Here is a 12,869-nt window from a genome sequence, read left to right as displayed (position 1 = left end):
AGTCGGGCCCGGACCGGAAGCGGTCCGAAGGACCCGCGTAGGATCGGAGCCGCGTCGCGATGAAGGATGTCACGGTGATCGGGTGCGGCTATGTCGCCGATCTCTACATGCGCAGCCTCGCGGCGCATCCCGACATCCGGGTGCTCGGCGCGCATGACCGCGACTCCGGCCGGCAGGCCGCCTTCTGCGCCCATTGGGGCGTGGCGCCGCTGCCGGACGCGGCGGCCGCCTGCGCGGCGCTGCCGCCGGACGGGCTGGTGCTCAACCTGACCAACCCGCGCAGCCACGCAACGATCATCCGCGGCTGCCTGCGCGCCGGCCGGCATGTCTGGTCCGAGAAGCCGCTGGTCACCGACATGGAAACCGCGCACGAGCTGCACGCGCTGGCCCGCGCCCGCGGGCTGCAACTCGCCTCAGCCCCCTCCTCGGTGCTGTCGCAATCCTCCCAGGGGCTGGGACGGGCGCTGCGGATGGGTGTCGGCGGCGTGCCGAGGCTGATCTATGCCGAGCTGGATGACGGTTTCATCCCGCAAGCGCCCTACCGCGACTGGAAGAGCGAGAGCGGCGCGCCCTGGCCCGCCGAGGACGAATTCGCCACGGGATGCACGCTGGAGCATGCGGGCTACTGGCTGTCCTGGCTGATCGCGCATCTGGGGCCGGTGAAGCGGGTCGTCGCGGCGGCGGCCGAGGTGATCCCCGACAAGCCCGGCACCCGGCGGGCCGCTCCGGACTTCTCGGTCGCGGCGCTCTTCTTCGAAAGCGGCCCGGTGGCGCGGCTCACCTGCTCGATCGCGGCGCCGCACGACCATCGGCTGCGGGTCTTCGGCGACGAGGGCGTGATCGAGGTGGCGCGCGCCTGGGACAACCACGCCCCGGTGCGCTACCGCCGCCGGATGCGTCTGCGCCGTCGCCTGTTGGAGAGCCCACTGGCGCGCGACGTGTCGATCCGCGGCGCGGTGCAGCCCCGGCCCGGCCGGCGCGGCGCGGCGCGCATGGATTTCGCGCTCGGGCCCGCCGAGATGCTCGACGCCATCGCCGCGGGGCGCGAAGCCCGGCTCGCCGGAGCCTATGCGCTGCACTTGACCGAGGTGACGCTGGCGATCCAGGAAGGCGCGTTGCGAGACATGACCACGCGCTGCGAGCGCATGGAGCCAATGGCATGGGCCGCCTGATCGCCGTCACCGGGGCGAGCGGCTTTCTCGGCCGCGGCGTGGTCATGCGAGCGCGGGCCATGGGCCTGCCGGTGCGCGCGGTGATGCGCGGCGCGCCGCCGCCCGCATGGGCTGTCGACCGCGGCATCGAGGTGGTTCGGGCCGATCTGCGCCACGACCTGCCCCCGCTCGACGGCGTCGCGGCGGTGATCCACGCGGCGGCGCGGATGGATGGCGACGACGCGGCGCAGGCCCGCGACACGGTGGCGCCGGGGGCGCGGCTGCTCGACCACGCGGCGCGCTCCGGCGCGCGGCTGGTGCTGGTCAGCTCGATCGCGGTGCTCGGCACCCAAGGCCTGTCCCCTTATGACACCGTCGACGAAGCGACGCCGATCGAGCCCTTCCCGCGCGCCCGCGACGCCTATGCCCGCGCCCGGATCGCGCTGGAGCGCGACGCGCGCGACATCGCGGCGCGGCACGGCATACGGCTGCGGATCGTCCGGCCGGGCGCGATCTTCGGGCCGGGACGGCTGTGGAACGCGCATCTGGGCGCGAGTCTGGGTCCGCTGGTGATCGGCCCCCGCCATGGCGGGGAACTGCCGCTGTGCTGGCTGCGCCACGCTGCGCAGATCCTGACGCTCGCCGCCGCCCGGCCGCAGCGCGCGCCGGTCGAAGTGATCCATGCGCTGGACGACGACCGCCCGGATCGGGCCCGCTATGTCGCGGCGCTGGGCCGGCGCGGCATCGCGCTGCCTTGGCGCGCGCTCGACCTCGCCGCCGGACCTCTGGCGCCGCTCGGGCCGCGCCTGCCGGGTCTCCTGCGGCGCGAGACGCTGCGCGCGCGCTGGATGCCGCTGCGCTATTCCAATGCCCGGGCCCGTGCGCTGGGCTTTCGGGCCGAAGCCGGCTTCGAGGCGGCGATGGCCGCCACGCGCGAGATCGCATGAAGCCGTCCGGCCCCCTGATGTGGCTCACCGGGGAATACCCCCGCGCCACGGACACCTTCATCCAGCGCGAGGTGGTGGCGCTGCGCCGGCTCGGCCTGACCGTCGAGACCGCCTCGGTGCGCCGCACCGACGCCGCGCATCATGTCGGCCCCGAGCAGCGGGCCGAGGCCGCCGCGACCTTTCATCTGCTGGAACGGGCGCTCAATCCCCTTGCCATCACCCGGGCCAAGCTGCGGGCGCTGCGCCGTCCGCGCCGCTTTCTGGCGGCGCTGGCACTGGCCTGGCGCACGGCGCCCAAGGGGCTGCGCGGCCGTCTCTACAACATGATCTATTTCGGCGAGGCGCTGGTGCTGGCACAGCGGATGGAGGCGCGCGGCATCGCGCATCTGCACAACCATATCGCCAAATCCTCGGGCACCGTCGCGATGCTGGCCTCGGAAATATCCGGCATCCCGCACAGCTTCACGTTGCACGGGCCGGACATCTTCTTTGCCCCCGATCATTGGGCGCTGGGCGAAAAGATCGCCCGAGCCCGTTTCGTCGCCTGCATCTCGGACTTCGCGCGCGCGCAGGCGATGCTGTTCTCGGATCCCGCGCATTGGCACAAGCTGCATGTGGTGCATTGCGGCGTCGACCCGGCGCTCTATGACGATGCGCCGCCGACACCGGACGATCGACTGCTCTTCGTCGGTCGGCTGGCGGCGGTAAAGGGCGTGCCGGTGCTGCTGCGCGCGCTGGCGCGGGCCCGCGAGAACCGCCCCGCGCTGATGCTCGACCTCGTGGGGGATGGCGAGGAACGGGCCATGCTGGAGCGCCTAGCAGGCGAGCTCGGTCTCGACGGGACGGTGCGCTTCCATGGCTATCTCGGTCAGGCCGAGGTGGCGCGGATGCTCGGCACGACGAGCGCGCTGGTCCTGCCCTCATTCGCCGAAGGGGTGCCGGTTGTGCTGATGGAGGCAATGGCCGCAGCCCGGCCGGTCATCGCCACCCGCGTCGGCGGCGTGGCCGAACTGGTCGAGGACGGCGTGTCAGGCCTTCTCGTACCGCCGGGCGCGGAGGCGCCGCTGGCACAGGCAATGCTGGCTCTGGCCGGTGACGCGCCCCGCCGGGCCGCGATGGGTGCCGAGGGGCGCGCGGCGGTCCTCGCCGGTTTCGACGCCACCCGAGAGGCCGCGCGTCTGGCGCGGCTGCTGCGCGACGGGCCGGGCGGGCCGGTGCGCCCGGAGCCGCTTTCGTGAACGCGCGGATCGCCGTGGTTGCGATCGGCCGCAACGAGGGCGCGCGGCTCGCCGCCTGTCTCGCCTCGATCACCCGAAGCGGCGCCCGCGCCGTCTATGTTGATTCGGGCTCCACCGATGACAGCCTCGCCGTCGCGCGCGCGGCCGGCGCCCGGATCGTAGAGCTGAACCGCGACGCCCCCTTTACCGCCGCGCGGGCCCGCAATGCGGGTTTTGAAGCGCTGCGCGCGGACGGCCTGCCGGAATTCGTCCAGTTCGTCGACGGCGACTGCGCGCTGGAGCCGGGCTGGCTCAAGGCGGGCATGGCCGCGCTCGAGGCCGACCCAAGCATCGGCATCGTCACCGGCTGGCGCAGCGAGACCGCACCCGAGGCCACGCTCTACAACGCCATCGCGGAGTGGGAGTGGCACCGCCCGGCGGGCGACATTACGGCCTGCGGCGGCGACATGATGCTGCGCGCCGCTCTGTTCGAGCGGCTCGACGGATTCGATGGGTCGATCATCTGCTCGGAAGACGAGGAGCTGTGCCTGCGGGTGCGGGGCCTCGGGCTGCGGGTCCACCGGCTGCCGCATGCGATGACCCGGCACGACATCGCCATGACCCGGCTGGGGCAATGGTGGCGGCGCTCGGTCCGGGCCGGGCACGGTTTCGCCGAGGTCGGCGACCGGCATCCGGGCCATTTCGCCGCCGAGCGGCGCCGGGTGCGGATCTGGGGCATGGCGCTGCCCGCCGCCGCCCTGGCCGCGATCCCGGCCTGGGGGATCTGGCCGCCGCTCACCGCCCTTGCCCTCTACGGGATGAGCTGGGCCCGCACCGCGCGCGCCTTGCGGCACGATGGCGACCACCCGCGCCGCGCGGCGGGAATCGCGGGGCTTCTGGTGCTGTCGAAGCTGCCCAATGCGCAGGGCATGATCACCTACCGGTTGCGGCGGCTGCGCGGGCGCGAAATGCGCCTGATCGAGTACAAGTAACCGCCGCCCGCCAGGCTTCGCGATCGGGGCTTATTCTCGCCCCTCTTTCCGCGCTAATCTGCGCCGGATGACAGCGGCCATGGGACAGGCGCAGATGAAGGACGGCAACACGCGCGGCAGCCGCAGGCGACTCGCGCCAGAGGCCCGCACCGAGATGCTCGACCGGATCGCGGCGCTGGAGGCGCCCGCGACGCAGCCCGATGCGACGACGCCGCAACCCGATCCCGCGACCCGGGCGTTGCGTGCGGCGGTGCTGGGCGAAGGCGAGGTCCGGCTGCCGCAGCTGCACGATTTGTGGGGCAACCTCCGGCGCATCCCCGTCAACGAGGCGCTGCTCGAGGCCAACCTCGTGATCACCGCGAGCCGGCGCGATCCGGCCCATGCCGCCTTCGACCTGCTGCGCACGCGGCTGCTGCAGGCGCTCGATGAACACGGCTGGAAGCGCGTCGCGATCACCTCGCCTACGCGCGGTTGTGGCAAGACCTTCACCGCCGCCAATCTCGCGGTGGCGCTGTCGCGCTACGAGAATCGCCGCACCGTGCTGCTCGATCTCGACCTGCGGGCACCGGGGCTGGCGCAGGTGCTCGGCACGCCCGCGCCGGGGCCGATCGCCGAATGGCTGCGCGGCGGCACTTCGACCGGCACGCAGCTGCAGCGGGTGGGCCAGAACCCGCTCGGCATCGGCGGATTGGCCGTCGGCCTCAACGACCACGCCGAGACCTACCCGGCCGAGCTGCTGCAGGACCCCAAGGCGGCGGCGGTGCTCGACCAGCTGCAGGAGGAGCTGTCGCCCGACGCGGTGCTGTTCGACCTGCCGCCGGCCCTCAACCATGACGACGTGACCGCCTTCCGTGACCGCTATGACTGCGTGCTGATGGTGGTCGGCAGCGGTCGCAACAGCGCCGACCAGGTGCGCGAGGCGGTGCGCCGGATCGGCGAGGACAAGCCGATCATCGGCATGATCCTCAACCGCGCCGAGGAAGAGCGCGCCTCGGGGACAGGTTAGGCCGAACCCGTCCGGCCGAGCCGCCGCCAGCCGCGCAGCCCGTGGCGCAGCCGCCCCCAGATCCCCAGAAACCGCCCGGCCTCGCGCCGCCGTGCCTGACGGGCCCGGCGACGGGCCTGACGCCGGTCCAGCTCGGGGATCACCACCACCGGCCGCACGCCCAGCGCCCGCTCCATCTGCGCGGCGGTGCGGATCTGGGGGTTCACCGCCTCCAGCGAGAGCGCCAGCGCCAGCGCCGCGACCAGCACACCCATGCCGCCCGCGAGCGCGATCTTGCTGCGCGAGGGGGACGAGGCGTAATCCGCCGGCACTGCCTCTTCGAGGATTTCGAAACGGGTGGTTTCGTCGCGGCTTTCGAGCAGCTGCGCCATCGCAGCCTCGGTACGCCGCGCCGTCACTGCCGCGAGCGATTGCTGCAGCTGGTCGCGGCGGCGGGTGAAGTCGTTGTAGCGCCGCTCGGTCTCGGGCGCGGCGGCGAGCGCCGCCTCGAGGCGCTCAATGTTGCCGGAGATCAGCGCGCGCTGCTGTTCGAGCAGGCTGCGGCGGCGGGCGGTCTCTTCTTCGCGCAGCCGGTCGGAGCTGGTCTCGAAGGCGATGATCTGCTGCTCGAGGTCGATCCGCTGCGCCACAAGTCGCGACAGTTGATCGCGCTGCGCCGGTACGCTGGTCGGCAGCGAATCGAAGTTCTCCTCCTGGAAACGGGCGAACTCGGCCTCGAGCGCGGCAAGCTCCTCGCCCAGCCGGGCCTCCTCCGCCTCGAAGAAGGCCAGCGTCCGCGTGGCCCGGCCCTCGCGCCTGCTCTGCGCCGAGGCGACGATCTCGGCCAGGATCGCATTCGCAAGGTCGGCGGCGCGCTGCGGGTCGCCCAGCTCGACGGTGATCGCCAGCCCCGAGGGCACGGTTTCGGGCCGCCACGCCAGCGCCGGGTCGACCAGCTTGGTGATCTCGACCGCCTTGCGCATCTGCGTCAGCCGCTCGCCCTGCGGCAGTTCGACGAACAGGTCGAACCGCCCGGCGAGGCCGAGCATCGTGTCGCGCGCCATCAACTGTTGCTCGATCAGGTCGAGCTGGGTGTCGGCGATCGCCGCGGCGTCCGAGCCGGCATCGACCAGCGGCGTTTCGATCTGGATCACCGCCGTCGCCTCGTAGCTCTCGGGACGCGTCAGCGCGAACCAGAGCACGAAGGGGATTCCGAGCGCGCAGACTAGGACCATCGCCCAGGCCCGGCGGCGAAGCGCGCCGCGCAGATCGCGCAGCGAGGCGAGGTATTCCATGGGCCTACTCCATTCCAACGCACCGGGCCCATGGCCCGGGTCGGTCCCATTGCCGCCACACCCGAACCACAATCTAGCCGTCCGGCCGCCATCTGACCATGGGCCCCGGTCCCATCAACGCAGTGTTGCCGGCTTTGAAACCGGTAACGCTGCGTATCGCCACGACGAAGCGCCCTTCGGCCATCCCCCAGCCGCCCCGGAGGGGCTCCCGAGCGGCCCGCGGCCATGCAAGGATCCGGTCCCCTGTGACCTCGATGCGCATCGCATCGAAGCCGATCACCTCGCGCGCGCCGGGATACCACGCCTTGTAAGCCGCTTCCTTGGCGCAGAACAGCAGGCGCGCGGCCATGCCCCGCGACAAGGCAGGCAGGGGCGCCAGCGCCGCGATCTCGCCCGGCAGGGCGATCTCCGCCCATAACTCCGGCTCCAGGGGCTGCGCCGGTTCGATATCGAGGCCGAGATCCGCCCCGCCCCGCGATACCGCCGCCACCGCCAGATCGGTATCATGGCTGATCGAGCCGCGCAGACCGGCGGGCCAGACCGGCGCGCGGTCGGCGGCTTGCGGCACCGGGAGGGCCGGGAGGCCGAGCCGGACCATCGCCGCCCGCGCGGCGTGGCGACCAGCGGCGAACTCCGACTGGCGCGAGGGGCGTGCGCGGCGCACCGTCGCCGCTTCCTCGGGCCAGGCCGCCTCCCCGGACCCGATGGCCACCGTCACGACCGCGACGCCGGGGCCGAACAGTTGCTCCGCGAGCGCCGCGATCTCAGGCATCACCGCAGCGCCGCGCCCTGAGCGCGCGGCGCCGGGCCATCATTTCGGCGCGCGCGGCCGCCTGATCGGTCAACGCCTGCTCCGGCGCGGCCGCCGGCACCAGCGCCGCCTCGATCCGGGCGGCCATATCACCCAGACGCGGCAGGCCGAAGATATCGGTGACCCTCAGCTCCGGCACGCCGAGCCGGTCGCGGATCTCGCGATGCGCCTGCACGGCGAGCAGCGAATGCCCGCCCAGATCGAAGAAGCTGTCTTCGGCGGTCACCTGCTCCACACCCAGCAATTCGCGCCAGATCGCGGCCACGGCGTCGAGCGCCCCTCCGGGCCGGGGCTGGCGGACAGGGGCGACCGGCGCGCGCATGGATACTGTGTCTTCGGCAGCTCTGTGCCCCTTGTGCGGCGATGGCGGTGGCATCGCCTTGCGGTCGGTCTTGCGGTTGGGGGTGAGAGGAAAGCGCTCCAGTGCGACGATCCGCGCGGGCACCATGATCGCCGGCAGCCGGGCCGCCATCGCGGCGCGCAGCCCGGCCTCGTCGACCGGCTCCGGGCTTTCGACATAGGCGACAAGGCGCGCGTCGCCGGGGCTGTCCTCGCGCAGCATCGCCACGCAGGGGCCGCGCCCCGACAGCGAATCAAGCACCGCCTCGACTTCGCCCAATTCGATACGGTGGCCGCGCAGCTTGATCTGCCCGTCGGCCCGGCCGCCGAACTCCAGCCGCCCGTCCGCCCGCCAACGCGCCAAGTCGCCGGTACGGTAGATCCGCTCGCCGGGTCGGAAGGGATCGGGCTGGAAGCGCTCGGCGGTCAGCTCCGGCCGCTGCCAGTAGCCGCGCGCCACGCCGGCCCCGCCGATCCACAGCTCGCCCTCGCCCCCGACGGGACAGGGCTGCATGTCGGCGTCGAGCACGTAGGTCACGGTGTTGAGGATCGGCGTGCCGATCACTGCCGCGGGCAGCTCGGGCGAGACCGTGGCGCTGGTCGACCAGACGGTGGTTTCGGTCGGGCCGTACATGTTCAGGAGGTTGGGCACGCCGGCGGCGCGCAGATCGGCGGCCAGCGTCGCGGGCAGAGCCTCGCCGCCGACCAGCATGTGGCGCAGCCGGCCCAGAGCGGCACGGCTGCCGGGATCGGCGCACAGCATGCGCGCCATCGACGGCGTGCATTGCAGATGGGTAATCCCGTGCCGCCGGATCTGCGCAGCGATGGAGAGGTCGTCGGGATCGGGCATGGCGTCGCCCGGCTTGGCGGCCTGCGGTACCAACTCGGCCAGCCGCGGCAGCGCCGCCATCACCCGCTCGGGCGCGAGGCCGAAATCGATCAGGCAGGCGACCTCGTCCACGCCCAGCGCCCCGAGCCGCGCGAGCTTCTCGCGCGCGTCATCCACGGTGCCGAACAGGCCATGTGCCTCGAAATACCGCTCGAAGGCATGGTCGAGCACTGCCGCCTCCTCCTCGGGCGAGAGTGCTTCCGGCGCCGTGCCGCCATTGGCGCGAAAGGCCGGGAAGGCGGCGGCGTGCCGCGCGATCAGCCCGGTAGCCGACCGCAAATACTCCAGCATCGGCGCCCGCACCGCCGCCCGCGCCGCCGCGCGACTCTCGTCGAGATAGGCATGCAGCATCACCGTCACCCTGCGCGTGGCCGGGTCATGCCCCGCCATGCGCAGGGCCTCGCGCCATTCGCCGATCCTCGTCTCGAGTTCCTCGAGGCTCTGGCCCAGCAGATGCGTCAATACGTTGGCCCCGATCCGCCCTGCCTCGCGCCAACTCTCGGGGTTGCCCGCCACCGTGATCCACAGCGGCAGCTCGGCCGAGACCGGGCGCGGACGGGTCGCTACCTCGCGCATCCCGCCACCGGGGGCGGGAAAGGCCACGGCCTCGCCGCGCCACAGACGGCGCACCGCGTCGGCGGCGTCGCGCAGCGCCGCCCGGTGCGCCGGCGGCGCCGCCTCGGGCCGCAGCACGAAATCGTCGGGCTGCCAGCCGGCTGCCAGCGCGATCCCGGCCCGGCCGCCCGACAGGCGATCGACCACCGCCCAGTCCTCGGCGATGCGGGCCGGGTGATGCAGCGGCGCGAGGCAGCTTCCGGCACGAACCGCGATGCGCGTGGTGGCGGCTGCCACCGCCGCCCCGGTCACCGCCGGGTTGGGATAGGCGGCGCCGAAGCCGTGGAAATGCCGCTCGGGTGTCCAGACGGCCTCGAACCCATGCGCATCGGCAAAGCGCGCACCATCGAGCAGCAGGGCGTAGTCGCCCGTATCGCTCTCTTCGTGGCCCCAGTAGAACAGGCTGATCGCCGGCCCATCCGCCTTGGCAGGCGGCGCCTCGGCCGCCGTCAGGAGACGCTCGGCCTCGCCCTGGATCACCACCCCCAGACCGCGCGACAGCGACCAGAATAGCTCCAGCACCGAGATGTCGAAGGAGATCGAGGTGACCGCGAGCATCATGTCGCCCGGCGTCTGCGGCACCCTCTCATCCATTCCGGCCAGGAAGTTCATCGCCTGCCGGTGCTCGATCATCACGCCCTTTGGCCGGCCCGTGGAGCCGGAGGTATAGATCAGATAGGCCAGATCCTCCGCCGTGGCGGTCTCCTCCGGCGGGGTGTCGAGGGCGGCGGCGAAGCGCGGATCGTCGAGACGCAGCTGCCGCGCCTCGCCCGGCGGCAGCTTGTCCGCGATCGCCGCTTCGGTGATCACCAGCGCCGCCGCGCTGTCCTCGAGATAGAGCGCCAAACGCTCCTCCGGGTAGCCGGGATCGAGCGGCAGGTAGGCGGCGCCGGACTTCAGCACGGCCAGCGCCGCCACCACCATCTCCGCGGAGCGGCGCAGATGCAGCCCGACCCGGGTGCCGGGACCGGCGCCCATGTCGCGCAGCACATGGGCCATGCGGTTGGCCCGCGTCTCCAGCTCGGCATGTGTGAGCCGCGTCTCGCCCGAGATGACCGCCACGGCGTCGGGCGTGCGGGCCGCCTGCGCCGCGACGGCGGCGTGGAGCGTGCCGCCGGGCACGGGCCCCTCGGTGGCATTCCAATCCGTCAGCACCAGCGCACGCTCGGTCTCTGACAGCGCGGGCAGGCTGTCACAGCGCGCCTGCGGATCGGCCGCCAACAGCGCCGCGAGCCGCGCCGCCAAAAGATCGAGCACGCCCGGCAGCAGCGCCCCTGCCCTGGCCCTGAGCAGGCCGCTCCCGGGATCGAAGCCCAGCACCGCCCCGCCGCGCAGCCCCGCGCCCAGCGCGAAGGTCGGGGGCGCCATCGACGCACCGAGCCGGGTCGGAAGGTCGGCGGCAAAGCCGCCCATGGCGCGCGCCGCATCGGCCTGCGCCTGCAGTCGAGAGGCGAGTTCGGCGAAGGTCTCTTCCGGGCGGAGGGCGGCGTCGAGCGGCAACCAGTCCGACAGGTGCGGGTCGTTGGATGGCAGGACCAAAGCCAGCGCGGCACCGTCGAGCCGGGCCGCCAGCAGCGCCCATGCGGCCGCGCGCAGGGCCGGCGTTCCGGGCAGATCGGGAACCTCGAGGATCTCCTCCGGGCTGTCCGGCATTGCGCGCCCCTGCGTCCGCAGCCCCGGCATCGGCACCGGCTTCAGCGCCTCTAGCGCCGCGCGCCAGTGCGGCTCGTGCCGCGCGATCCGGGCCATTCGGGCGGTAAGCCCGTCCGGATCGGAAATGGCGGGCAGCCTGTCGCCGGCCTCGGGCAGCGCCGGGACACCGCCATCGAGACGGTGCAGCCCGGTCAGCGCCAGCACCCCGTCCTCGAACACCAGTTCGAGTGCGTCGTCGCGCACGGCCCGGATCGTGCCAGGCGGCTGAGATGGCAGCCCGGTTTCCAAGACCCGCGCCCCGCCGATCAGCAGCAGCCCCGACGCAGTCGCGATCTTGGCCCGGCACAGCGGGTTAGGGTGGTCGCCATGGTCGAGCCCGCGCACCAGCCGCTCGGCCCGGTCGATCGGCCCGCGGCCGTCGATCAGGCCATCAGCGGCGGGACGGTCGGCCGCGCGGTGCAGGCGGCCCGGGGTTCCGGCCTGCGGGCGCGGCCGCAGGCCGTGACGCATCTGCGCGAACAGCGCAGGCAACGTCTCCACCGCGGCGGCAAAGCAGCGCGCGTTCAAGCTCTGTGCGGTCTCGTCCGAAGCGATCTCGATCCCCTGGCGCAGCAGGATGTCGCCGGCATCGACCCCGGTGGTCATCAGGTGCCAGGTGATCGCGTGGCTGCGCGCACCTTCGATCAGCGCCCAGGCCGGGGAACTGCGGCCGGGCCGCTCGGGCAACGGGCCGTCGTGGAAATTGATCGCTCCCGCCTTGAACCGCCGCAGAACCGCTTCGGGCAGCAGCGCGACATTGCCGGCGCTGAGTAGCCAGTCGATGCCCTCGGGCAGCGTGTCGAGCCGATCGGGGTCGTGCAGCGGAACGGCATGGGCCTCGGCATGGTCCCGTGTCCCGGCATGGCGGCTGGCCACGACGGCAAGCTGGAAGCCGGCCTCGCGCGCCAGCCGCGCGGCCTCCAGCGTCAGCGCGCTGTCACCGATCAGGGCAATGCGTGCGCTCATGCGGGCGCCTCCCCGCGGTTTGCTCGCCGCCAATGACGCAGCTCGTGGCGCAGAAGATCGCGCAGGTAATGCGGCGGATCGCCGGGATCGCGGCCCATCAGGCGACAGCGCAGCCGATGCAGGCCCGCCGCAGCCGCGTGCAGCATGGTCGCCGCCACGGCACCGGCCGCGCCGTGATGCTTGCGGAAATAGTGCCGCCGCGAATCGAACCAGTATTGCGGCACCCGGGCCCAGTCGCCCATGCCGGTCGAAACCGAGCCGATATGCTCGACCCGGCTCTCGCGCACGAAATGGGTCTCGAAGCCGGCATCGCGGGCGCGCCGGCACAGATCCGTTTCCTCGAAATAGAGGAAGAAGGTCTCGTCGAAGAAGCCGATCTCGTCGAGCAGTTCGGAGCGGATCATCAGGCTCGCCCCCGATACCCAGTCGACCGGGCCGGTATGGGCAGGCACGTCCATCCAGACACGGTAACGCGCCAGGAGCCGCGACACCGGGCCGAAGCGCAGCGGTCCCTCGATCTCCGACAAGAGCGAGGGGAAACGGAAGGCGGCGAGATGCAGCGTGCCGTCGGGATCGTTGACCAGGCTGCCCGCCAGCCCGACATTCGGATGCGCGTCCATATGCGCGAGCAGCGCCGCGATCGCTTCCGGTTCGGGAAAGGCGTCGGAATTGAGGATGTAGACGAAGTCGGGCCGCCCGCCATCGGCGAAGCCGGCGCGGATGCCGACATTGTTGCCAGCGCCGAAGCCGCCGTTATGCCCGGACTGGATCAGCCGCACCCGCTCCGACCAGCCATTGGCGGCGATGCCTTCGCGCATCCGCTCTTCCGAGCCGTCGCCGGAATCATTGTCGACGATCAGGATCTCGCCCGAGATTTCCTGCATCGCGACGAGCGCACTGCGCGCCGCGCGCAGCGTCATGTCGGGCGTGCGCCAGTTGAGGATCACCGTCAGTAGTCGCGTCATCAACC

9 protein-coding genes are annotated in these 12,869 nt (G+C 72.5%); 5 read left to right on the top strand and 4 right to left on the bottom strand.

Annotation, left to right across the window (positions count from 1 at the left end; translation table 11 throughout):
- Positions 1-59: 59 nt before the first annotated feature.
- The 5 genes from FHS00_RS13445 to FHS00_RS13425 all read left to right on the top strand — a co-directional run bounded on the left by FHS00_RS13445 (position 60) and on the right by FHS00_RS13425 (position 5,313).
- Positions 60-1,172 carry a Gfo/Idh/MocA family protein gene (locus FHS00_RS13445; RefSeq protein WP_183474605.1) on the top strand — a complete coding sequence of 371 codons (1,113 nt, stop codon included), beginning with the start codon at positions 60-62 and terminating at the stop codon, positions 1,170-1,172.
- Positions 1,160-2,098: an NAD-dependent epimerase/dehydratase family protein gene (locus tag FHS00_RS13440; protein WP_183474604.1), complete on the top strand. Its 939-nt coding sequence runs from the start codon at positions 1,160-1,162 to the stop codon at positions 2,096-2,098. The genes FHS00_RS13445 and FHS00_RS13440 overlap by 13 nt, the downstream gene beginning before the upstream one ends.
- Entirely contained in the window at positions 2,095-3,336 is a 1,242-nt protein-coding gene (locus FHS00_RS13435) for a glycosyltransferase (protein ID WP_183474603.1), read from the top strand. The genes FHS00_RS13440 and FHS00_RS13435 overlap by 4 nt, the downstream gene beginning before the upstream one ends.
- On the top strand, positions 3,333-4,307 hold the full coding sequence (locus FHS00_RS13430) for a glycosyltransferase (protein WP_183474602.1): 975 nt from the start codon (positions 3,333-3,335) through the stop codon (positions 4,305-4,307). The genes FHS00_RS13435 and FHS00_RS13430 overlap by 4 nt, the downstream gene beginning before the upstream one ends.
- 79 nt (positions 4,308-4,386) lie before the next feature.
- Entirely contained in the window at positions 4,387-5,313 is a 927-nt protein-coding gene (locus tag FHS00_RS13425) for a CpsD/CapB family tyrosine-protein kinase (protein WP_183474601.1), read from the top strand.
- On the opposite strand, the gene FHS00_RS13420 is transcribed toward FHS00_RS13425, so the two are convergent.
- From FHS00_RS13420 to FHS00_RS13405, 4 genes are all read right to left on the bottom strand, one after another.
- On the bottom strand, positions 5,310-6,587 hold the full coding sequence (locus FHS00_RS13420) for a GumC domain-containing protein (RefSeq protein ID WP_183474600.1): 1,278 nt from the start codon (positions 6,585-6,587) through the stop codon (positions 5,310-5,312). The genes FHS00_RS13425 and FHS00_RS13420 overlap by 4 nt on opposite strands.
- A 73-nt stretch (positions 6,588-6,660) precedes the next feature.
- Positions 6,661-7,359: a 4'-phosphopantetheinyl transferase family protein gene (locus FHS00_RS13415; RefSeq protein WP_183474599.1), complete on the bottom strand. Its 699-nt coding sequence runs from the start codon at positions 7,357-7,359 to the stop codon at positions 6,661-6,663.
- Positions 7,352-11,899, bottom strand: a complete 4,548-nt coding sequence (locus FHS00_RS13410) for a MupA/Atu3671 family FMN-dependent luciferase-like monooxygenase (RefSeq protein ID WP_183474598.1) — start codon at positions 11,897-11,899, stop codon at positions 7,352-7,354. The genes FHS00_RS13415 and FHS00_RS13410 overlap by 8 nt, the downstream gene beginning before the upstream one ends.
- The gene (locus FHS00_RS13405) at positions 11,896-12,864 is read right to left on the bottom strand and encodes a glycosyltransferase family 2 protein (RefSeq protein ID WP_183474597.1); all 969 of its coding nucleotides are present in this window, start codon (positions 12,862-12,864) and stop codon (positions 11,896-11,898) included. Before FHS00_RS13405 ends, FHS00_RS13410 begins: the two co-directional genes overlap by 4 nt.
- Between the last annotated feature and the right edge of the window lie 5 nt (positions 12,865-12,869).

The sequence above is a fragment of the Limimaricola variabilis genome, assembly GCF_014195545.1.
In the GTDB taxonomy this organism is placed as follows: Bacteria; Pseudomonadota; Alphaproteobacteria; order Rhodobacterales; family Rhodobacteraceae; genus Limimaricola; species Limimaricola variabilis.
This window is presented reverse-complemented; position numbering and strand designations above follow the sequence as displayed.

What these genes read in the sequence shown, in the direction of transcription:
- FHS00_RS13445 (WP_183474605.1), top strand. Translation starts at nt 60, where the DNA reads ATGAAGGATGTCACGGTGATCGGGTGCGGCTATGTCGCCGATCTCTAC.
- FHS00_RS13440 (WP_183474604.1), top strand. Translation starts at nt 1,160, where the DNA reads ATGGGCCGCCTGATCGCCGTCACCGGGGCGAGCGGCTTTCTCGGCCGC.
- FHS00_RS13435 (WP_183474603.1), top strand. Translation starts at nt 2,095, where the DNA reads ATGAAGCCGTCCGGCCCCCTGATGTGGCTCACCGGGGAATACCCCCGC.
- FHS00_RS13425 (WP_183474601.1), top strand. Translation starts at nt 4,387, where the DNA reads ATGGGACAGGCGCAGATGAAGGACGGCAACACGCGCGGCAGCCGCAGG.
- FHS00_RS13420 (WP_183474600.1), bottom strand. Translation starts at nt 6,587, where the DNA reads ATGGAATACCTCGCCTCGCTGCGCGATCTGCGCGGCGCGCTTCGCCGC.
- FHS00_RS13415 (WP_183474599.1), bottom strand. Translation starts at nt 7,359, where the DNA reads ATGCCTGAGATCGCGGCGCTCGCGGAGCAACTGTTCGGCCCCGGCGTC.
- FHS00_RS13410 (WP_183474598.1), bottom strand. Translation starts at nt 11,899, where the DNA reads ATGAGCGCACGCATTGCCCTGATCGGTGACAGCGCGCTGACGCTGGAG.
- FHS00_RS13405 (WP_183474597.1), bottom strand. Translation starts at nt 12,864, where the DNA reads ATGACGCGACTACTGACGGTGATCCTCAACTGGCGCACGCCCGACATG.